The sequence below is a fragment of the Gluconacetobacter asukensis genome, from assembly GCF_014174375.1.
GTDB lineage: Bacteria > Pseudomonadota > Alphaproteobacteria > Acetobacterales > Acetobacteraceae > Gluconacetobacter > Gluconacetobacter asukensis.
This window is the reverse complement of record NZ_JABEQE010000001.1, coordinates 91,393-112,055: the sequence shown is the minus strand read 5'-3', so window position 1 is coordinate 112,055 and position 20,663 is coordinate 91,393. Positions and strand designations below refer to the sequence as shown.

Here is a 20,663-nt window from a genome sequence, read left to right as displayed (position 1 = left end):
GCACCTGCATGATGGATCTTGATCGGCGACAGCTTATGAAGCTCGCCGGGATGACTGGCCTTGCCAGCCTGTCACGACCGCCGCGTTCCCTGGGGGCGGTTCCTGACCGTCCTCCGCTGTTACCCCATGAACCGTTCACGTTCCTGTTCATCACCGATGCGCATATCCAGCCTGAACTGGCGGCAGCGCGCGGTTGTCACGACTGCTTCCGGCATGCGCATATGATTCCGGCCGATTTCGTCATGCAGGGTGGCGATCATGTCTTCGACGCGCTCGGCGTAGGTCGTCCGCGTGCAATGGATCTGATGAAACTTTACCTGAAGACCGAACTGGATCTAGGTCTTCCGGTTCATCATACGATCGGCAATCACGATTGCCTGGGCATCTATACAAAAAGTGGCGTATCGCCAAAAGATGTACTATACGGAAAGAAGTATTTTCAGGACTGTTTCGGTTCTCTGCATTACTCATTCGACCATAAGGGCGTGCATTTCGTCGTCCTGGATTCGATTGGGATCACCGGCGACCGCGCATATGAAGGTCGGATCGACGCGGAACAGATAGATTGGCTTCGTCATGATCTTGCGACCATTCCCGCTGGCATGCCGGTCGTCGTATCCGTTCACATTCCTCTCGTCACCGCACTGGATGTGTATCTGCCTGCACCAGAGATTCCGCCACGCCATCAATCCTTGCGGGTCGTCAATTCGGGCGAGATCCTCGACCTGTTCGACACTGTGAATGTCATCGCGGTGCTGCAGGGACACACGCATGTGCTCGAACGGGTCGACTGGCACGGCGTGCCCTATATTACCGGTGGCGCGGTAAGCGGCAATTGGTGGCATGGCACACGTTTGGGCACCCGGGAAGGCTTTCTGGTCGTCGATGTGGCCAATGGCCGCGTAAGCACGCGTTACGAGACTTATGGTTTCAAAAGTATCGATCCACACGACACATGACGCCGGGCGCCCCCTCTCCGATCACGTCACATGAATCCGCGCGCAGGACAGGTCCACACCCCTGCGGAGCGGGGTATCCCACCCGGCTGGTGCAGTGCGGTTTCCCGCCCAGAGGCCCGGCCCCATTCCGGGCTGCGCGCATTGAGGGGCTGGTAGTCGCCGCAAGTGGGGCGCTGGCAGTTGACTGTGTGGGAATGGCTGGGAACGATCGGCGTGCCGGTGGGCCGCCGGTTGTATAGAGGACGATGGACATGCCCCTGAAGCCGCCCCATGCTTGGAAGCCGCTCAACTGGTTCTACCGCGATCGCCATCGGGCGGATCGGCCGCCCAGTGCTCCGCGATGGATCGACACGTTCAACGATCGGCTGGCCGTCAAGATGACGGTGATGTTCGGTAGTATCTGGTGTGTTTATATGTTCACGGTCTTTTCGTTGCTGCCGGTGCTCCATGCGTCGTGGCAGGGGCCGCTGCTGTATATCAGCAACTGCATTCAGCTCGTCGCGCTGCCCGCGCTGATGGTCGGCAATGCGGTCATTGCGCGTGGCACCGACCAGCGGGCGATCGAGGACCATACGGCGCTCGTCGAGATCCTGAACGATGTGCGCGAGGAACTGGCGCAATTGCGTGCCTTCACCGCCGGCATTGCCCGGACCGAGCAGGAGAACAAGGACCGGCCGGCGGATGTCATCGCCTTTGCCAATGAAGCCACCATCACGGTGAACGAGCCGGCGGCGCCGACAGGCGGCCGCGTCGATGGATCGTTGAGCGGACCGACGGCCGGGTGATCGGCCTTGCGTCGGGGCAGGATCATGGTCGGGTCATGTTCGGGTCGCTGACACCAGCAGCATCATGGGCCGTTCGATTTCCTCCGCCAGGGTCGGCATCTGTGCGATCTGTTCCTGTGTCGGTGCGAATTCGTCGATCCGGCGCAGGGTGAAGCCTGTGTCGGTCAGGGTGTTGAGCGTGGTGGCCAGCCGGCGGTGATATTTCAGGACGCCTTTGGCGAACCAGTCGGTGCGGCGTTCGCCCTCGGTCGCGTAGCCGTTGACGGGCCAGGTCTTGCGGCCGTCCTCGTCCAGCACCCAGTGCGGGTGGGCCGCCGCCATGAAGATCGGGTGTTCGATGGTGAAGACCAGTTCGCCCGCTGGGACCAGTGCCGCGTGGATCATGCGGATCAGCCGCCCGAAGTCGCGCACATAGTGGAAGGCCAGGGCGCTGTAGACGAGTTCGCATGCGGCCGTGGGCAGGTCCAGCGTTTCCAGGTCGGCGATCTGGTATGTGATGGCGGGATCGTCCGTATCGGTGCGGGCACGGGCGATCATGTTCTGCGAGAGGTCGAAGCCGAGGACTGAGGACGCGCCCTGTTCGCGGAACCAGCGCGCGGCCCAGCCGAAGCCGCAGCCCAGATCGGCCACGCGCTTGCCCGTGACGTCCGGCAGCATGCTGCGGATGGCGGGCCATTCGGGCGCGCCGGCCAGCCCGTGCACCTGCCGGGGAAGCTGGCTGTAGCCTGCGAAGAAAGCGGGATTGTCGTAGATATTCTGGGCCATGTTCGTCATCTCCGGGCTGGGAGGCGGGGGCTTTCAGGACATGACGAGCCCGGCGATGGCGGCACTCGTCAGGTTGGAGAGCGTGCCGGCCAGCACTGCCCGTCCGCCCAGGATCGCGACATCCTGCCTGCGCTCGGGGCACTGGCTGCCGAAGGCGCCGATCAGGATGCCGATGGAGGAGAGGTTGGCGAACCGGCACACCGCGAAGGATGCGATGGCCAGCACGCGCGCGTCCAGCGCGTGGGCGTGGATGAGGGGCGAGAGGCTGCCATAGGCCACGAATTCGTTGACCACGATCTTGGTGCCGATGATGCCTGCCAATGCCTGGCATTGGTCCCACGGTGTGCCTAGAAGCCAGACCAGCGGTTTCAGCAGGAAGCCGATGGCCCCGCTGAGGCTGAGGCCGGACAGGCCGATCTGCTGCCCGAACTGGCCGAGCAGGGCGTTCAGCAGGGCGATGGCGCTGATGAAGGCGATCAGCATCGCCGTGACCGACAGGGCGACCTTGAGCCCGTTGGCGGCGCCCACCGCCAGCGCGTCGAACAGGTTTGCCGAGCGGATTTCGTCCTGTTCTCCCGCCGGCGGGATGTGCTGGTGGACCTGCGATGCGGGCATCAGGATCTTGGCGTAGAGCAGGCCGCCCGGTATCGCCATGAAGGAGGCGGCCAGCAGATCGTCCATCGGGACGCCCAGCCCGGCATAGGCTCCGAGCATGGACATGGAAATGGAGGCGGTGCCGCTGCTGAGGGCCGAAAACAGCTCGGCCTGGCTGAGGCCGGCCAGGTAGGGGCGGATGGCGATCGGCACCTCGGTCTGGCCCAGGAACATGGCCATGACGGCGGAAAACCCCTCCACCGAGCTGACGCCGATCGTCCGCGTCAGCAGGCCGCCCAGCATGCGGGCGATCAACTGCATGACCTTGTAGTGATACAGGACCGAGATCAGCGCGCTGAGATAGATGATCTGGGGCAGGACATGCAGGGCGAAGATGAAGGCGGCCGACGGTACCACCCGCGCCAGGTCCGGCCCCGCCAGCGCCCCGAACACGAAATCGATCCCGGCATGGCCGAAGGAAATGATCCAGGAGACGCCCCGTGCGACGGCGGCCAGGGCATCGCGCCCCTGGGCGACGCCCAGCATCAGCAGCCCCGCCAGCACCTGGCAGGCCAATGCGGGCAGCACCACGCGCGGACGGATCTGGCGCCGATTGGCCGAGCAGAGCACGCCGATGGCCAGCAGCGCCGCGATACCCAGGAGCGGGCGCAGATGAGACGGCATGGGCGGCGGCCCTCCTGAACCTGTCCGGCGCTAGCGGGAGAGACTGCGCAGGGCGAGGGCGATTTCGGTGGCGACGCGGGCGTTGTTGAGCACCAGTTCGATATTCGTCGCCAGGCTGCGGCCGCCCGTCAGTTCCAGCATGCGGCCGAGCAGGTAGGGGGTCACGCTCTTGCCGCTCACCCCCTCGCGCGTGGCGTCGGCCACGCCCTGGAGGATGAGGGATTCCATTTCCTCGCGGGGGATTTCGTGCGCGGCGGGGACCGGGTTGGCCACCACGACGCCGCCCGCCAGCCCCAGCCTGCCGCGCATTGCGATCATGGAGGCGATATCGGCCGCGCCGTCGGCGCGCAGCGGCAGGGTCAGGCCGCTGGAGCGGCTCCAGAAGGCGGGAAACTGGTCGGTGCCGTAGCCCACGACCGGCACGCCCATCGTTTCCAGATATTCCAGCGTGCGGGGCAGATCCAGCAGCGCCTTGGCCCCGGCGCAGACGACGGTGACGGGGGTCTGGACGAATTCCGTCAGGTCGGCGGAAATGTCCATCGTATGTTCCACGCCCCGATGCACGCCGCCGATGCCGCCGGTGGCAAAGACGTCGATGCCCGCCAGATGGGCGCAGATCATGGTGGCCGCGACCGTGGTGGACCCAGCGGCGCCCGAGGCGAGCGCGAAGCCCAGATCCGCCCGGCTGACCTTCAGCACCGATCGGGCCTGGCCGAGCCACAGCAGCGTGTCGTCATCGAGCCCCACGCGGATCTTGCCGTCCAGCAGCGCGATGGTGGCGGGTACGCCGCCGGCGTCGCGCACGGCCTGTTCGACCTTCTTTGCCGTCTCGACATTGCTGGGCCACGGCATGCCGTGGGTGATGATGGTGGATTCCAGCGCGACGACGGCCCAGCAGGCAGAATTTGCGGTCGATCGCGGCGGCGCCGACGCACGCCACGCGCGGTGGCGGCGCGTCATGGCCCGGGTCCCGGCTCACGGCAGGCGCGCCAGGCGTGTGGTCAGCAGGTCGTAGAAGGCGGTGTCGTCCACATCGCGCAGGAACAGGGCGTTGGCTTGCCTGTCGGTGACCTTCCACCAGTCCACCACCGTCATGCCGCGCGAGAGGGGGCTTTCGGTCTCGATGCGGACATTGACCGACCGGCCGCCGAAGATTTCCGGCTGGAGCAGCCAGGCGATGGTGCATGGGTCGTGCAGGGGCGCGCCGTCCCAGCCATATTTCGCGAGGTCGAAACGCTCCGAAAAGGACAGCATGTCCGCGGCGGCCAGCGAACAGCGATTGCCGCCAGCGCGGAAGGCGGCGAGGCGCGCGGGCGTCGCCAGGCAGCGATGGGTCACGTCCAGCGGCAGGACCACCAGCGGGATGCCGGCGCCGAACACGATCTCGGCGGCCTTGGGATCGGCGTAGATGTTGAATTCGGCGGCGGGGGTGATGTTGCCCAGCTCGGACCAGGCGCCGCCCATCAGCACGATCTCGCGCACCAGGGGGGCGATGTCGGGGGCCAGGGTCAGCGCGATCGCCAGGTTGGTCAGCGGGCCCAGCGCCACCAGCGTATACTCCCCCGGCGTGCCGGCGCGGATCGTGTCGATCAGATAAGTGATGCCGCTTTCGGGTTGGGCCGCGATGGCGGGGGGTGCGGTGAAGTCCAGCCCGTCGAGCCCGGTGGGGCCATGGACATGTTCCGCCGTGGTCTGGGCGGCCGCCAGCGGGCGGCTGGCGCCCTCATAGACCGGGATATCGGTCCGCCCGGCCAGTTCCAGGACGCGGCGTGCGTTCTCGCTGGTGCGGGGCAGGGGCACGTTGCCCGCCACGGCGACGATCGCGCGCACATCCAGCTCGGGCGATGCCAGGGCCAGGAAAATCGCGACGGCGTCGTCCTGTCCCGGATCGGTGTCGATGATGATCTTGCGTGGCATGGTCCCTCCCGCTGGAAGGATTCGCCATCGGGTCCGGGAAGCGCTGCGCGACAGGCCGAAGGCGAATCATTGTGACACTAGAACGTATTGTTCGGCGTGACGCCATAGGGTGCAAGGCAGTTACGCCGGAATTTGAACATTTGGTCAGAAAAAAGTTGCGGTTCCGGACAGAGTGGCTTTATCGTGCCGGACATGGATTGAATGGCGGAGACTTCCATGAACGCGACACCAGACATCGCCTGTGGCCGCCTGAGTGCGTTGGAGCTTTCACAGAATTTCGCGGACGCGCATCCGACGCTGACGGCACCGCAGGCGGCACTGGAAGCCGACCGGTGCCTCTACTGCTTCGACGCGCCGTGCATGGAAGCCTGCCCCACCAGCATCGATATTCCGAAATTCATCAAGGCTATTGCTTCGGGCAATCTGGCCGGCTCGGCCCGTACGATCCTGGAATCCAATATTCTCGGCGGGTCGTGTGCGCGTGTCTGCCCGACCGAAATCCTGTGCGAGCAGGTCTGCGTGCATAACAGCCTGGAGGCGGGCAAGCCGGTGCGGATCGGGGCGCTGCAGCGTTTTGCGACCGACTGGCAGATGGACCATGGCGGCCAGCCCTTTACCCGCGCGCCGCTGACGGGGCGGCGTGTCGCCGTGGTGGGTGCCGGGCCGGCGGGGCTGGCCTGCGCGCATCGCCTGGCGATGCATGGGCATGATGTGGTGCTGTTCGATCGGCATACGCAGCCGGGCGGGCTGAACAGTTATGGTGTGGCCGCCTACAAGCTGGCGGACGATTTCGCCCAGCGCGAGGTCGCGTTCCTGATGGAGATCGGCGGCATTACCTTCCAGGGCGGGGTGACGGTGGGGCGCGATGTCACCGTCTCCGCTCTCGCTGTGGAATATGACGCGGTTTTCCTGGCGATGGGACTGGCGGGTGTGCGTGCGCTGGGGCTGGCGGGCGAGACGCTGGACGGCGTGATGGATGCGGTGTCGTTCATTGAAACGTTGCGGTCGAACGACAAGAAGGACGTGCCCGTGGGGCGCCGGGTCGTGGTGATCGGCGGCGGCAACACGGCGGTGGATGCGGCGGTGCAGGCCAGGCGCCTGGGTGCCGACGAGGTGACGCTGGTCTATCGTCGGGGGGTGGAGCATATGTCCGCCACCTCGGTGGAGCGCGAGTGGGCGCAGACCAACGGTGTGACCGTGCGGCTGTGGGCCGCGCCGCAGGGCCTGCTGTCCGAGGATGGGGCGCTGACGGGGATTGCCTTCGCGCGTGGCCGGGCCGGTGCGGACGGGCGGGTTGTCTACGACCCCGAGGATAGTTTTACGCTGGCGGCGGATATGGTGCTGAAGGCCATCGGCCAGGTTTTCCTGCCCGCGCATGCCGAGGGCGAGCATATCGCCGTCGAAGGCGGGCGGATCGTGGTGGATGCGCAGTACCGGACCTCGATGCCCGGCGTCTATGCCGGCGGCGACTGCATTGTGGGCGAAGACCTGACCGTGGCTGCCGTGCGTGACGGGCGCGACGCGGCCGAGGCGATTGACAAGGCGTTGCGCGCCGGGGACGGGCGAGGACGCGGCGTGGAGCAGGAGAACGGATAATGGCTGATCTGCGCACGGTTTTTGCCGGAATTTCTTCGCCGAATCCGTTCTGGCTGGCGTCCGCCCCGCCGACGGACAAGGAATATAACGTCCGCCGTGCCTTCCAGGCCGGGTGGGGCGGTGTGGTGTGGAAGACGCTGGGAGAAGACCCGCCGGTGGTCAATGTCAGTTCCCGCTATGGTGCGCTGGCCTATGAGGGGCGGCGCATGGCGGGGCTGAATAATATCGAGCTGATCTCGGACCGGCCCCTGGCGACGAATATCGCTGAAATCAAGAGCGTGAAAAGGGATTTTCCGGATCGTGCCCTGGTGGTCAGCCTGATGGTGCCGTGCCAGGAGGACAGTTGGAAGTCCATCCTGCCGATCGTCGAGGAGACCGGGGCCGACGGGATCGAGCTGAATTTCGGCTGCCCCCATGGCATGTCCGAGCGGAACATGGGCGCGGCGGTGGGCCAGGTGCCCGAATATGTCGAGATGGTCACGCGCTGGTGCAAGCAGTACACGCGCATGCCGGTGATCGTGAAACTGACACCCAACATCACCAATATCCTGGCTCCCGCGCGGGCCGCGCTGGCGGGGGGGGCGGATGCGGTGTCGCTGATCAACACCATCCAGTCGGTGATCGGGGTCGATCTGGACGCCATGGCGCCGATGCCGGTGGTGGGCGGGCAGGGCACGCATGGCGGCTATTGCGGGCCCGCCGTCAAGCCCATCGCCCTGCGCATGATCGGGGACATTGCCCGCGATCCGGAGCTGTCGGCCCTGCCGATCTCGGGTATCGGCGGGATCAGCAACTGGCGCGACGCGGCGGAATTCCTGGCCATGGGGTCGACGACGCTGCAGGTCTGCACGGCGGCGATGCATTATGGCTTCCGCATCGTCGAGGACATGATCGAGGGGCTGTCGAGCTGGATGGACGGCAAGGGCTATGCCGGGATCGACGATGTGACGGGGCGCGCCATTCCGCGTTACGTGCACTGGAACGATCTGAACCTCAAATTCCGGACCCTCGCGCGGATCGACCAGGATGCCTGCATCAAATGCGGCCTGTGCCATATTGCCTGCGAAGACACCTCGCATCAGGCGATCGCCCGGCTGCGGGACGGCGAGGCCCGGCGGTACGAGGTGATCGACGAGGAATGTGTGGGGTGCAATCTCTGCGCGCATGTCTGCCCGGTGGATGGATGCATCACGATGGAGCCGCAGCCGGTTGACGGCGTGCAGACCTGGCGGGACCATCCCAACAATCCCAGCCGGGTCACTGCCTGACGGCGGCAGCTTCCCCGGTCACGGCGGTATTTTGGAAAGGGAGCGACATGGGGCTTAAGACGAGCGGCAGCAACCTGCGTGTGGATGGCGAGGCGCTGTGGGCCGACCTGATGGAGACGGCCCGCTTCGGCGGCACGCCGAAGGGCGGCGTGAAGCGGCTGACGCTGACGGCGGAAGACAGGCAGGTGCGCGACTGGTTCGTGAAGACCTGCGAAGAGCTTGGCTGCACCGTGTCCTGCGACTCCATGGGCAATCTGTTCGCGCGCCGTCCCGGCCTGGATGACAGCCTGCCGCCCATCACCATGGGCAGCCATCTGGACACCCAGCCCACGGGCGGCAAGTTCGACGGCATTCTGGGCGTGCTGGGTGGCCTGGCGGTGCTGCGGGCGTTGCGCGAGGCGGGCCATGTGACCCGGCATCCGATCGAGCTGATCAACTGGACCAACGAAGAGGGCTCGCGCTTTACCCCGCCGATGATGTGTTCGGGCGTGTTCGCCGGGATTTTCACCGAGCAGGAGGTGCTGGACAAGCGCGACCGCGCGGGCCTGCGCTTCGGCGACGAGCTGGAGGCCATCGGCTACCGGGGCGGGGAAGTCTGCGGCCAGCATCCGATTGCCGCCTATTTCGAGCTGCATATCGAGCAGGGGCCGATCCTGGAGGCCGAGGAGCTGACCATCGGCGCGGTGGCGGGCGTGCAGGGCATGCGCTGGTATGAGGTGACGGTGCGCGGCCGCGACGCGCATGCGGGCTCCACACCGATGCCCCTGCGCCATGACGCGCTGCTGGCATCCGCCCACATGATCGCGGCCCTGGCCGAGGTGGCGCGCGCCCACGCGCCGGCGGTCGGCACCGTGGGGCTGATCGAGAACCGTCCCAACAGCAACAATGTCGTGCCGGGCGAGACCTTCTTTACGGTCGATATCCGCCATCCCGAGGATCATGTGGTGGCGGCCATGGAGGCCGCGTTCCAGGAGCGTTTCCGCGCGATTGCCGAAACCGGTGGCGTGGATGTGGAGATCGTGCCGATCTGGGATGCGCCGGCGGTGCATTTCGACCCTGCCTGCGTGGCCATGGTGACGGACGCCGCGCGCGAGGCGGGCTTCGCGCCGCGTTCGATCGTCTCGGGGCCCGGGCATGATGCGGCCTATGTCGCGCGCGTTGCCCCCACCGCCATGATCTTCGTGCCGTGCAAGGACGGGCTGAGCCATAACGAAGAGGAAAGCATTACCCAGGCGGATGCCCAGGCGGGTGCGAATGTGCTGCTGGGTGCGATCCTGCGGGCTGACGCCGCGTTCTGACCCCCGGGCCGAAGCCGGGGTGGCGAGCGGCATGGTTTTCGTCTCCCCGGTGTTTCCGCGGGGGGGCTGGATGGGGTGCGCGAAGGGGCTGAAAGATTGGCCTGTTTTGTCCTGGCCGTGTTTTACCAGGGAATTTCGGTTTTCAGGGCCGACGATAGATTGACCGGATGGTCAAAATAAAAATACGATTGCGAGATCGGAACGGGTGGCGCGAGCACGCGTCCTGAGTGCGGGGTTGTGATGCTGCTGATCAAGGGTGGAACGGTTGTAACGGCGGAACGCAGCGTTCGGGCCGATGTGCTGTGCGATGACAATGGGCTGATTGCCCAGGTCGGTCCGGCGCTGGAGGCCCCGACCGGTTGTGAGATCGTCGATGCGGCGGGGCTGCTGGTCATGCCGGGCGGCATCGACCCGCATACGCATATGGAAATGCCCTTCATGGGCGCGACCGCCAGCGACGATTTCTATACCGGCACTGCTGCGGGCCTCGCTGGCGGCACCACCAGCATCATCGATTTCGTCATTCCCGACCGTGGTGGCTCGTTGCTGGATGCCTGGAAGGACTGGCGCGCCAAGGCCGAGAAGGCGGCGGCGGATTATGGGTTCCATGTCGCGGTGACGCATTGGGACGAGCAGGTGCATGCGGACATGGCGACGCTGGTGCACGACTGCGGGGTCAACTCCTTCAAGCATTTCATGGCGTACAAGAATGCGCTGATGGTGCAGGACGAGGCGTTCCTGCTGTCCATGCGCCGCGCGGGGGAGCTGGGCGCGCTCTGCACCGTCCATGCCGAGAATGGCGATGCCGTGGCCTATCTGCAGCAGATGCTGCTGGCCGAGGGGCAGACCGGCCCGGCCGCGCATCCGCTGTCGCGTCCGGCCTCGGTCGAGGGGGAGGCGGCGTCGCGCGCCATTGCCCTGGCCTCGCTGTCCGGGACGCCGCTCTATGTGGTCCATGTCTCGACCCGGGAGGCCACGCGGGCGATTGCCGAGGCGCGACTGCGCGGGCAGCATGTCTATGGCGAGGTGCTGCCCCAGCATCTGATCATCGACGAAACCGTCTATCGGGACCCTGACTGGCTGACCGCCGCGCGCCATGTGATGAGCCCGCCCTTTCGCGAGAAATCGCATCAGGAGGCCCTGTGGGGCGGTCTGGTCTCGGGCCAGTTGCAGACGACGGCGACCGATCATTGCTGTTTCTGCAAGGAGCAGAAGGAACAGGGCGTGGCCGATTTCACGCGCATCCCCAATGGCACGCCCGGCATCGAGGACCGGATGAGCGTGCTGTGGCATTACGGCGTGGCGACCGGTCGTTTGACCCCGGAGCTGTTTGTCGCCGTGACGTCGACCAACACGGCCAAGATCTTCAATCTTCACCCGCGCAAGGGCACGATCGTGCCCGGGGCGGATGCGGATATCGTGCTGTGGGACCCGCAGGCGACCCGGACGATCTCGGCCGGCACCCATCATCAGAATGTCGATTACAATATCTATGAAGGGCTGACGGTCAGCGGCGTCGCGCAGAAGACCATCAGCCAGGGTAAAGTCGTTTGGGATCAGGGCATCCTGCGCGCCGAGAGGGGAGCGGGGCGGTATGTGGAACGTCCGGCCTTCACGCCGGTGTCGAGGACGTCATCCAGCGCCTGACACAGCGGCGATCTGAAGGTCAGCCGAGATCGGACAGCAGGGATTCGATCCGGTCGACCAGGAGCGGGACGAGGGGATTGGTGTTGCGGGCGTGGGCGACCAGCGCCAGATGCTGGGGGCGCAGGCCCGTGTCGCGGAACGGCAGGTATTTCAATTTTCGCGTGTGCAGTTCGGTGATGATGTCCAGCGGCGTCAGGAAGGTGATGGCCTCGTCGCTCATGGCCATCTTGCACATCAGTTCGATGGAATTCGTCTCGATCGTCGGCAGCAGTGTGGCGCCGAGGCGGGCATAGAGTGCTTCGAGATGCGGGCGGATGGCCATTGTGCTGTCGCCGACGACCAGCGGCCAGGCGTCACAATCCTTGAGCCCCACCGATTCCTGGTAGGCGAGCGGATGATTGATGCTCATCACCGCGCCCAGTTGGGCGGCGCGCGAGGCCAGGACGTTCAGGCCGGTTTCGCGCGGCAGGTCGAAACCGATGCCCAGATCGGCATCGCCCTCGTGAACCGCGCGCATCAGTTCGTGCAGACCCAGCATCTTGACGTGTACGCGGACATTGCCGTGGGTGCGGCGCAGATCGGCCAGCGCCATCGGCAGCAGCGCCGAGGTGGGGCCGGCCATCGCGGCGATGGTCAGTTCGCCACGATGCAGCCCGCGCGTTTCCTCGATCAGGCGCCTGGTATGCGTCATGGCTTTCATGGTTTCGCGCGCATGGGCGACGAGAAGTTCGCCGGCCGCCGTCAGGACCAGCTTGCGCGGCAGTCTCTGGAAGAGCTGCGTCCCCAGTTCTTCCTCGAGGGCCAGAATGCGGCGGTTGATGGCCGTCGACGCGACATTGAGCTGTTCGCCCGCCTTGCGGATCGAGCCGCAGCGGGCCACGGTGTCGAGGTAGAGCAGGATGCGACTATGCAACGGGGCTTTCCCTCATTTTTCCTGCATCAGGGCGCCGCGACGATCGGCGGTTCAGGTAAGAACAGTCAGGGGATGTCGTCAATCGCGGCGGCGGGACGAGGGGGTTCCGGCCGCCTGACGAGGGGCGTGGGGTTTTTCGCGGTTCGCCGGGATTTCCGTGGCGGCGGTGTCTCGTCCGTGCCGGCTGCCGATGGGCGGGGGAACAGGGAAGAGACCATTGTCATGACCGTGCGGACGCCCGTTTCATATTGCGGGCGTGCCAGATGAGCCTTGCCGAGTACGGCCTGGAACTGGACGCGCATGTCGGCATAGGCCTGCGTCATCGACCACAGCAGGACCAGGAAATGGCGGGGATCGATTTCGACCATCAGGCCGGCCCGCTGCCAGCCGAGGAAGATCTCGGCGCGCCGGTCGACATGGGCGCGGAGTTCGTTTTCCAGGAACGGCCGGATGATCTGCGCGCCTGACAGCAATTCCTGCGAGAACAGGGATGATGCGTCGGGGCGGGAGGCCGAAAACCCGATCTTGGCCCGCACATACCCTTCGATGGCGTCCAGGGGTGCCTTGTCCGCCAGCAGCCAGTCATCGGCATCGGCCAGCCAGAGTTCGAGGACCCGGAACAGGGTCGCGCGATAGAGGTCTTCCTTGGTGCCGAAATAATACAGGATGTTGGCCTTGGGGATGTCGCAGATGCGGGCGATGTCCTCGACCCGGGTGCCGGTCAGGCCGCGCGCGGCGAAGATCTGTTCGGCGGCGTCGAGAATCTGCGGCACGATATTGCGCCGGCGCACGCCCACGCGTTCCGAGTCCTTGTTCTGTCGCGGCGTTCTCGCGTTTCGTTCTGGGCTCACACCTCACCTGCCTGCATGTGGTCCGAGTTTTGTGACAGACGGCACGCTGTTCGGCAACCCTGCGCGGTTGCACCCGGTTTTTTCCGTCCGGAACCGCAATATATGTCTGCCCGGAGGTTCAGGGCCGAGCTTGCCAGGATAAAGGAAAGCCGGATGCGTTTGTCACGCATCCGGCTTTCCGGGATCGAAGCGCCTTGACGGCGGGCGGGGTCAGAAAGAGGTCGAGATGGTGCCCGTCATCGAGAAACGCGGCAGGACGTAGAACTGCGCGCCGCTGCCGGCGGCCAGGGTGGACCCGTCCAGAAGCGTGACGGGCCGGTAATTGTTGGCCGGTCCGGTGGTGCCCACCCGGATGATCGAACCGGTGATGTTCGAGAAATTCAGGCGGAATGTCGGCGATTTCAGGAACATGAAGGGCTTGAAATGATAGCCGACGGCGAGGGTATTGGTGACGAAGCCGGGCATCCGCTGGTCATCGACCAGGGTGACCGATTGCGGGCCGGTATAATGCAGGCTGAAATTGCCGAAGAAGCCGCTGCTGTTATAGGTCAGGCCGAAATTCGCCATCACCCGGGGCGTCAGGATCGATTCCTTGCCTTTCGTCGGCAGGTAGGTGTCGCCGTACGGGATGTTGCTGTCGAATGTGCCGTGGAGATATTCGACGGACGCGTACGGGCTGAAATGGTGGAATTCGCGCCCTGCGATCATGGCGTCGAAACCGCGGATCGTCTGGTTGCCCGCATTGGTGGTCGCGTAGGCCGTGTTGGGCAGATAGATGCTGAGGAGGCGGTTGGTGATGCTGGCGTTGAAGGCGGCGATATCGAACAGGAACCATTTGTTGTTGTAGCGGTAGCCGATCTGTTCGGTGATCGAATACTGGTTCTTGGGCATCGTGGTCGCGTTCGACAGGGCCGAAGGCGAGGGCTGGCGGAAATCGCCTTCCGCGTTGATATAGATCTGGTGGTGTTCGTTGAAGCGATAGCTGATCGACAGATGCGGCAGCGGGGCGGTGCTGTTGGCGCCGATCGTATAGTTGCTGAGCCCGGATGCGCGGTCCCAGTAGTTCGACATCACATATTTGAAGCCGCCATTGATGGTCAGGCGGTCGTCGAGATATTTGGCCGTATCCTCGATGAAGAAGGAATTCAGTTCATAGCCGGCATTATATTGGAAAGTCGTCCGCACGCCGTCGGCGGTATAGAGCTTGTAGGCGTTGTTGTTGGATGTCGGATTGCGGCCGTCCGGCATGGTGGCCTGGTAGGGGAAGGCGTAATCGATGGCGTTGTTTTCGTACCAGTAGCCGAATGTCAGCTGGTTGTGACGGTCGATCCGGTAGTTCACCTTGGCGGTCAGGCCGACATCCGGGGACCAGCCCTGCGACCAGTAGGTGCTGAGCTGCTGGCCGGCGGAGGCCTGGGTGCCGTTGCCGTAGAAACATCCGCCCGTGCATGCGCCGAACGTGCCGACGGTGCCCCCCGTGGACCCGTCCCAGCCGAACCCGGTGGTGAAATAGGGCGTGAGGTCGAAATCGAGCGAGCGGTTCACGACGAAATGCATCGGCGCGGTCAGGAAGAACTGGTTCCAGGAATCGAGGTTGGATTTCCAGTAATTTCCGGCGGTCGGCGATGTCGGGTCCCAGACATTGGTGCGGTTATAGCCTTGCCCCGTATGCTTGTAGGCGAAGAACTGGCTTTCGGTCGGATAGGCGTCGATCGTGAACAGCGAATTGTGCCATGAGCCGAAGAATTTGAGATACGAGCCGTTGGCGAAATCCTTCTGGATTCCGACATCGACATGCTTGCGTTCGTTGGTCCCGGCGCCCATCCATTGCCGCGCATGCGCGTTGGAGAAGGAAATATAGGCCCGCACACCCGAATTGCCGATCTGACCAGATTCCAGGCGGATGAATTCACGCGACAGATTGTTCGTGCCGTATGAGAAATCGACCATTCCGCCCATTTTCTGGCTGGGTGTGATGGTGCGTTCCTCCAGCGTACCCGCTGCTGCGTTGGATGCCGGCGCGTCGACCGGCGAACTGCCCGGCGTGATGTTGACGCTTTCGATATTTTCGGGATCGACATTCTGCTGCAGGTAGGCGGCGAGCGAGTCCGGCGCGCCGTCGAGCAGCAGCGCCATGTCGGAATCGTTCAGGCCGCGCAGATAGATCGCGCCGCCCTTGAAGCCGCTGGTGTCGGGCATCGCGACGCTGACGCTGGGGAGGTTCTGCACCAGGTCCAGGCCCGTCGAAGTCGGGCTGCGCATCTCGATATATTGGCGGCCGACGCTCTGCACCGCGTGGGCGGCGGTTTCCATCCGCATCATGCCGCCGCCGCCATCGCGGGCGGCCTGGCTGCCCTGCACCGTGATGGCTTCGGGGTCGGACTGGACCGCGGCCGGCTTGCGGGCCGCGGGCGCCCTGGCCGGTGCCGGGCTTTTCTTGGTGGCGTTTGCCAGCGGGGTGGAGTGGTGTGCGGCTGTCGCGGCCCAGACCATATGCCCCCCGGAACATGAGGCGAGGATCGTGCCGACCAGCAATATCTGTGTATGGAACCTCACGAAGGTCTCCTAATCGTAACATCGCGGGCCTGGCATCTGGCCTGGCCGGACGGACGTGAAATCTTGTGTCGATCCCGCATCCGAATTCATTACGAACCGTAGACATGTCTGTTCGAACCCGCAACATGATTCTGATCGTATGGACAGAAATCCGCTCCTGTCGCGAACCGGCGTGGGGGGAGGGCGGGCGGTCGGTCCGGGAGGGAGATGGGGTGCGCGCGCCGGGTGGGGCGTTGTCCAGCGTGCCCAGATCGTGCCCCGTGACGTGAAGAGATGCTTTGTATCTATTGAAACGATGTCAATCGTTATGCGCCCGCTGTCCGTCCGGCGAGGAGAATGGGGCTGGCCCGGTGATGGGGCCGGGTATGCGTGACACGGACGCGGATAATCCGCCCTGGAGGCCAGACGGCTGGGGTTTAATGTTTCGATAACGATACAATTAATGTGGGGGGAGCCGTGCCGCCGGCCTTCGTCGGTCTGGCTTTCTATGAAATGACCGAAACGGGATGCATGCCGGGAAGTTCGTCCATCTTTTCGTAGGGCGGGGGTGTCGGCATGGTCATGACGCCATTGCGCAGCACGCGGCGCGGCGATTTCGGGCGGCTGAGAAGTTCGTTGAGGGTTCGGGCGTCGGTCAGCACCAGGTCGGCCGGTCCGTTCGCGCGGATCGTGAGGTCGTGGCCCATCCAGGCCGCCGGACGGGTGGTCACCGCGGTCAGCCAGTCGCCGGGCGGGGCGTCGAGTTGGGCGATGCGGACGCTCTGCGCGAAGACGTCCAGCATATCGTAGTCGCCATAGGGAAAGAACGGATCGCGCACATTGTCGCTGGCGAACATGACGGGTACGCCGGCGGCCGCCAGTTCCTGCACCAGCGTGACCCCGCGCCACAGGGGGGTCTTTCCCGCACCGCGATCCTGCAGATAGAGATTGCAGGTGGGAAGGCTGACGATTCCCATGCCGGCATCGCGGACCTTCGCGACGATCCGCTTCTGGTCCGCGTCATCCTGCCGCGCCAGGCTGCAGCAATGGCCGCAGAGGACGCGGCCGGAAAAGCGCGCGGCCATTACCCGGTCGGCGACCCGTTCCAGCGCCGTGCCGGGGGCGATGCCGTTTTCGTCCACATGCAGATCGAGGTCGCAGCCATGGTCGGCGGCCAGGCCGATCAGCGCGTCCAGCCGTTCGTCGGTTGCGTTGTCCTGCATGATGACGGCGCCCAGCATGCCGCCCGGCGTGTCGGCGACCGTGCGGGCCAGGGCGTCGGCTCCGGGTTCGAGATAGCGTTCGACCATGACCAATGCGACCGCCTGCAAGGCGATCCGGCCCTGCCATTGGGCCGCGATCTCGCGAAAGAGGGGCCAGACGGCCTCGCCATGGCTGCCGATCGTATCGAGATGGGTCCGCAGCAGGCCGGTTCCGTGGGCCCAGGCGCATTCCAGGGCGAACATCATGCGCCGGCGGACATCGTCCGGGGTCCAGAACCCTTCCCGGTCATGCGTGACGGCGGCGATGGCGCCGGCGAAGGTGCCGTCGGGATTGGCGGTGCGGTCCCAGATGAAGCTCTTGTCCAGATGGGTGTGGATGTCGGCGAACAGCGGCAGGACGATGCGGCCGCCATGGTCGTGCGCGACCGGCAGGCCCTCCGGCGCGGTGCCGTGGCCGAAGATGGCGCCGATACGGCCCTGTTCGACCAGCAGGTCGCAGCGCGTCAGCCCGTTTGTCGGCTGCGCTCCGTCGGGCGCCGCCGCCAGCAGGTCGTCCGGAATCCGCACGTCTCGGATCAGGGAGGGAGTTTCGCCCATCGGCTAGCCCTGGGCGAAGCTGCGCATCTTGCCGGGATTGAGCAGTCCGGCGGGGTCGAAGCGCCATTTGTCCGCCGCCAGCGCCGGCGAGACGACGCGGTGGGTGCCGCCATCCTCGATGGTATAGACATGGGGATTGGCAATCAGGATGCCGTTCTGTTCATACAGGGCGATGATCTCCTTCAGCCGCTCGGTCGAGGTGAAGCGGATCACCGGCAGGCCCGCGCAGGAGATTTCGCCGTCCATCGGCATGAATTCCAGGTGGGTCATCATCTCGTCGGGCAGCAGGCGGGCCATCTCCTCGACCAGCGCCAGCGTGTCGCGCGGGGGGAAGGCGGCCTGGAGATAGGTGTAGGTGCGGTCCTTCTTCAGGACCTGCAGGGTCGTGTGGTTCCACGTCAGTTCGTAGAGCGGAATGCGTCCCGGATCGTCCTCGGCCTCGCGGGTGCTGGCGTGATAGGCCAGGGCGCCGCCATGGGCATCGGCCAGCGCGCGCGTGGCTTCCAGCCCCGATGGCGCGATCATCGCGATGACGACGGAATGGCCCGCCGGGGCCATGTCGCGCAGGGGGGCGAAATAGGCCAGCAGGCCGCCGTCGGACAGCGAGACCAGTTTCCTGTCGATGCCGTTCTGCATGGCCAGGGTGCGGGCGAAGCGTGCGGCCATCGCCAGGGTGGGGAATGAAAAGGCCAGGTCCTGCCAGTCGGTGAAGGGCGCCACCGGCAGTTCCAGTTCGGTGATCAGGCCGGTGGTGCCGTAGGCGTGGTTGATCGCGCGTGTTTCCTCGCCGCGCAGTTCGACGGCGCGGGGCTCGGCCTCCAGCGTCACGACCCGGGCGCCCAGCACGTTGCCGATATTGCGCAATCCGCCCCAGACCAACGAGCCGATGCCGCCCGAGCCGCCGGCGATGAAGCCGCCGATGGTCGCCGTGCGCTTGGTGGAGGGAAACATGCGCAGCTCATAACCCTGCTCCCGCAGGGCGCGGTCCATCGCCAGCATGTTCATCCCGGCCTGGACCCGCACCACCCCGTCGCGGACCCACAGGATCCGGTCCAGGGCCGACATGTCCACCACCGCGCCGCCATGCAATGGCACGGCCTGGCCGTAATTGCCGGTGCCGCCGCCGCGCGCCGTCAGGTAGGTGCTGGTCTGCCGGGCCGCGCGCGCGACGGCCAGCACGTCGGCTTCGTCGCGCGGGACGACCAGGCAGTCGGCATGCAGCCCGTCCAGCAGGGTCTTCAGCAGGGGGCTGTACCAGTAGAAATCGCGGCTTTTGCGCCGGACGATCGCGGGATCGGTGACCGTGGGGATATCGCCGAGAAGCGAAAGGAAGGGCTGCGTCATGTCGGGAAATCCCATATTGGCGGCGGGCACGATCGATCCCTGGCCGGGTCAGCCGAGATCGGCCGAGGCGGGGCGCAGCCGGTCCAGCGGGTAGCGCGACACTTCGTCGACCAGTTCCAGGAAGCCGGCGACCAGCTTGTCCGCGATCTGCCGGCCCTTTTCCGCCGTGGCGTTGGCGGCATTGCCGGCCGCACCGGCGGGATGCAGATCCTGCGCATGCCAGCCGAAGCCGATGCGGCCCTCCGGTTCCAGCCAGCGGAACTGCTCGGTCATGTCCTGCGACCACGGGCGGAAATGGGCCGCGCGGTCCATATGGACCAGGTCGGGGCGCAGGAACAGCATCATCGAGGTTTCGGCATCGCCCCCATGGATGCCGAAACGGCGTTCCTCGGGCGTGAACATGCCCTCGGGCGTGCCGAAGGCCCACCAGGCTGTGGTGACCACGAACATCTGGTGCGTGCGGCGCAGTTCGCGCGCGACGATTTCGAGGATCTGCGGCTGTCCGCCATGCGAGTTGAGCAGGATCAGCCGCCGGATGCCGGCGCGGTGCACGCTGGCGCCCAGTTCCAGCAGGATCGCGGTCAGCGTGGCGGCCGAGAGGGTCAGCGTGCCGGGATAGGCGATGTGCTCGTCGCTCTTGCCGACCGTCTGGATCGGTAGTGCGGTGATGGGCAGGTTGGCGGGCGCGCGTTCCAGCGCCAGGGACAGCAGGCCGGCATTGATGCAGCTATCGACGCAGACGGGAAGATGCGGCCCGTGCTGTTCGATCGCGCCGACCGGCAGCACGGCGACCGTTGCCGGCGTCAGCGTGCGGAAATCGCGCGAAGCCATGTCTTCCCACCGGTGGCGGGGCAGGGTGTCGGTCATTCCCATGGTCCTTCCATATCCCCGGACGGGCCCCGGATGAATGCGGGACGCGCCTGGTCGGGTCGATACCGTTTCTTTTCCTATCCGTTATGATGGGGCAGGCCGTGCAGCACATGAAGCATCAAATTGCGCCTCGTGCGCTGCCTTTTTTGCCGCGCGACGACGCTTGCTCGATCGCCGCCTCCGCGCGGTAAATGCGGGTTTCCGCCCTGATCGTCATGGAATGAAAATGACCCGTCCGATCGATTCCCGTGAAGATGCGTGGCCGGCGCGGGCGGCGAAGCTCGTCATGGTTGCGGCCTTGTCCGTCTTCGGCCTGCTGGTCGCGTTCAACAACGTGACCGACTATCGGTCCAATTTCCTGTTCGTTCGGCATGTTCTGAGCATGGACACGACTTTTTCCGGCAATCGGCTGATGTGGCGGGCGATTTCTGCCGAATGGGCCTGGCATGCGCTTTATGCGCTGATCATCGTGGGCGAGGCTGCGACTGGCGTGGCGTTTGCGGTGGCTGCCTATGCGATGGTGCGGGCCTTCCGGGGCGATGGTGCTGCCTTCGCGCGGGCGAAGCGGTTTGTTCCGCTGGGCACGGCGCTGGGCTTTCTGGTCTGGTTCTTCGGTTTTTCGGTGGTTGGTGGCGAGTGGTTCGTGATGTGGCAGTCCCCGACCTGGAACGGCCAGCAGCCGGCCTTTCGTTTCTTCATTACCATGCTGGCGGTCTGCATCTATGTGATGCAGGAGGAGTAGGAGGCTGTTTGGAAGTGTGCGCTGGCGCGGCCCTTTGGGCCGCTCTCGCTCACCAGCCCACATTTCCAAACAGGC

The 20,663-nt window shown here is 65.3% G+C and carries 17 protein-coding genes; 7 read left to right on the top strand and 10 right to left on the bottom strand.

All coding sequences use genetic code 11. The annotated features are described in order from the left end of the window. Positions 1-8: 8 nt before the first annotated feature. Together HLH35_RS00500 and HLH35_RS00495 are read left to right on the top strand one after the other, a co-directional pair. Complete coding sequence (locus HLH35_RS00500) at positions 9-959, top strand: metallophosphoesterase family protein (protein ID WP_182977296.1); 951 nt, start codon at positions 9-11, stop codon at positions 957-959. A gap of 377 nt (positions 960-1,336) precedes the next feature. After that, entirely contained in the window at positions 1,337-1,744 is a 408-nt protein-coding gene (locus HLH35_RS00495) for a hypothetical protein (protein ID WP_246384772.1), read from the top strand. A gap of 33 nt (positions 1,745-1,777) precedes the next feature. On the opposite strand, the gene HLH35_RS00490 is transcribed toward HLH35_RS00495, so the two are convergent. Genes HLH35_RS00490 through HLH35_RS00475 form a run of 4 tightly spaced genes read right to left on the bottom strand, consistent with a single transcriptional unit; the run spans position 1,778 to position 5,704 of the window. After that, positions 1,778-2,509 (bottom strand): class I SAM-dependent methyltransferase, encoded by a 732-nt coding sequence (locus HLH35_RS00490; protein WP_182977295.1) that lies wholly within the window; start codon positions 2,507-2,509, stop codon positions 1,778-1,780. A gap of 33 nt (positions 2,510-2,542) precedes the next feature. Beyond that, positions 2,543-3,787, bottom strand: a complete 1,245-nt coding sequence (locus tag HLH35_RS00485; RefSeq protein WP_182977294.1) for a NupC/NupG family nucleoside CNT transporter — start codon at positions 3,785-3,787, stop codon at positions 2,543-2,545. 30 nt (positions 3,788-3,817) lie between these two features. Next, positions 3,818-4,747 (bottom strand): pseudouridine-5'-phosphate glycosidase, encoded by a 930-nt coding sequence (locus HLH35_RS00480; RefSeq protein WP_182977293.1) that lies wholly within the window; start codon positions 4,745-4,747, stop codon positions 3,818-3,820. A gap of 15 nt (positions 4,748-4,762) precedes the next feature. Further along, a complete protein-coding gene (locus HLH35_RS00475) occupies positions 4,763-5,704 on the bottom strand; it encodes a nucleoside hydrolase (RefSeq protein WP_182977292.1) in 942 nt (313 codons plus the stop codon). Between the two features lie 216 nt (positions 5,705-5,920). Here HLH35_RS00475 and HLH35_RS00470 point away from each other — a divergent pair, with 216 nt between their 5' ends. From HLH35_RS00470 to hydA, 4 genes are all read left to right on the top strand, one after another. Next, a complete protein-coding gene (locus tag HLH35_RS00470) occupies positions 5,921-7,300 on the top strand; it encodes an NAD(P)-dependent oxidoreductase (RefSeq protein ID WP_182977291.1) in 1,380 nt (459 codons plus the stop codon). Further along, positions 7,300-8,568, top strand: coding sequence for an NAD-dependent dihydropyrimidine dehydrogenase subunit PreA (gene preA, locus HLH35_RS00465; protein WP_182977290.1), 1,269 nt, complete (start codon positions 7,300-7,302; stop codon positions 8,566-8,568). Before HLH35_RS00470 ends, preA begins: the two co-directional genes overlap by 1 nt. A gap of 47 nt (positions 8,569-8,615) precedes the next feature. After that, positions 8,616-9,866 carry a M20 family metallo-hydrolase gene (locus HLH35_RS00460; protein ID WP_182977289.1) on the top strand — a complete coding sequence of 417 codons (1,251 nt, stop codon included), beginning with the start codon at positions 8,616-8,618 and terminating at the stop codon, positions 9,864-9,866. A gap of 240 nt (positions 9,867-10,106) precedes the next feature. Beyond that, entirely contained in the window at positions 10,107-11,513 is a 1,407-nt protein-coding gene (gene hydA, locus HLH35_RS00455) for a dihydropyrimidinase (RefSeq protein WP_182977584.1), read from the top strand. A gap of 19 nt (positions 11,514-11,532) precedes the next feature. Here the strand turns inward: hydA and HLH35_RS00450 are convergent, their stop codons facing one another. The 6 genes from HLH35_RS00450 to HLH35_RS00425 all read right to left on the bottom strand — a co-directional run bounded on the left by HLH35_RS00450 (position 11,533) and on the right by HLH35_RS00425 (position 19,843). Continuing rightward, a complete protein-coding gene (locus HLH35_RS00450) occupies positions 11,533-12,426 on the bottom strand; it encodes a LysR family transcriptional regulator (RefSeq protein WP_182977288.1) in 894 nt (297 codons plus the stop codon). A 65-nt stretch (positions 12,427-12,491) separates the two neighbouring features. Beyond that, positions 12,492-13,223: a TetR family transcriptional regulator C-terminal domain-containing protein gene (locus HLH35_RS00445; protein WP_338029261.1), complete on the bottom strand. Its 732-nt coding sequence runs from the start codon at positions 13,221-13,223 to the stop codon at positions 12,492-12,494. Positions 13,224-13,487: 264 nt separating this feature from the next. After that, a complete protein-coding gene (locus tag HLH35_RS00440; RefSeq protein ID WP_182977583.1) occupies positions 13,488-15,599 on the bottom strand; it encodes a TonB-dependent receptor in 2,112 nt (703 codons plus the stop codon). 719 nt (positions 15,600-16,318) lie between these two features. Further along, positions 16,319-17,632, bottom strand: coding sequence for a cytosine deaminase (locus HLH35_RS00435; RefSeq protein ID WP_182977286.1), 1,314 nt, complete (start codon positions 17,630-17,632; stop codon positions 16,319-16,321). 3 nt (positions 17,633-17,635) lie between these two features. Further along, positions 17,636-18,976, bottom strand: a complete 1,341-nt coding sequence (locus tag HLH35_RS00430; RefSeq protein ID WP_182977285.1) for an FAD-binding oxidoreductase — start codon at positions 18,974-18,976, stop codon at positions 17,636-17,638. Positions 18,977-19,024: 48 nt separating this feature from the next. Continuing rightward, on the bottom strand, positions 19,025-19,843 hold the full coding sequence (locus HLH35_RS00425; protein ID WP_182977284.1) for a creatininase family protein: 819 nt from the start codon (positions 19,841-19,843) through the stop codon (positions 19,025-19,027). Positions 19,844-20,072: 229 nt separating this feature from the next. Here HLH35_RS00425 and HLH35_RS00420 point away from each other — a divergent pair, with 229 nt between their 5' ends. Continuing rightward, on the top strand, positions 20,073-20,588 hold the full coding sequence (locus tag HLH35_RS00420) for a DUF2165 family protein (RefSeq protein WP_246384744.1): 516 nt from the start codon (positions 20,073-20,075) through the stop codon (positions 20,586-20,588). Positions 20,589-20,663 lie beyond the last annotated feature (75 nt).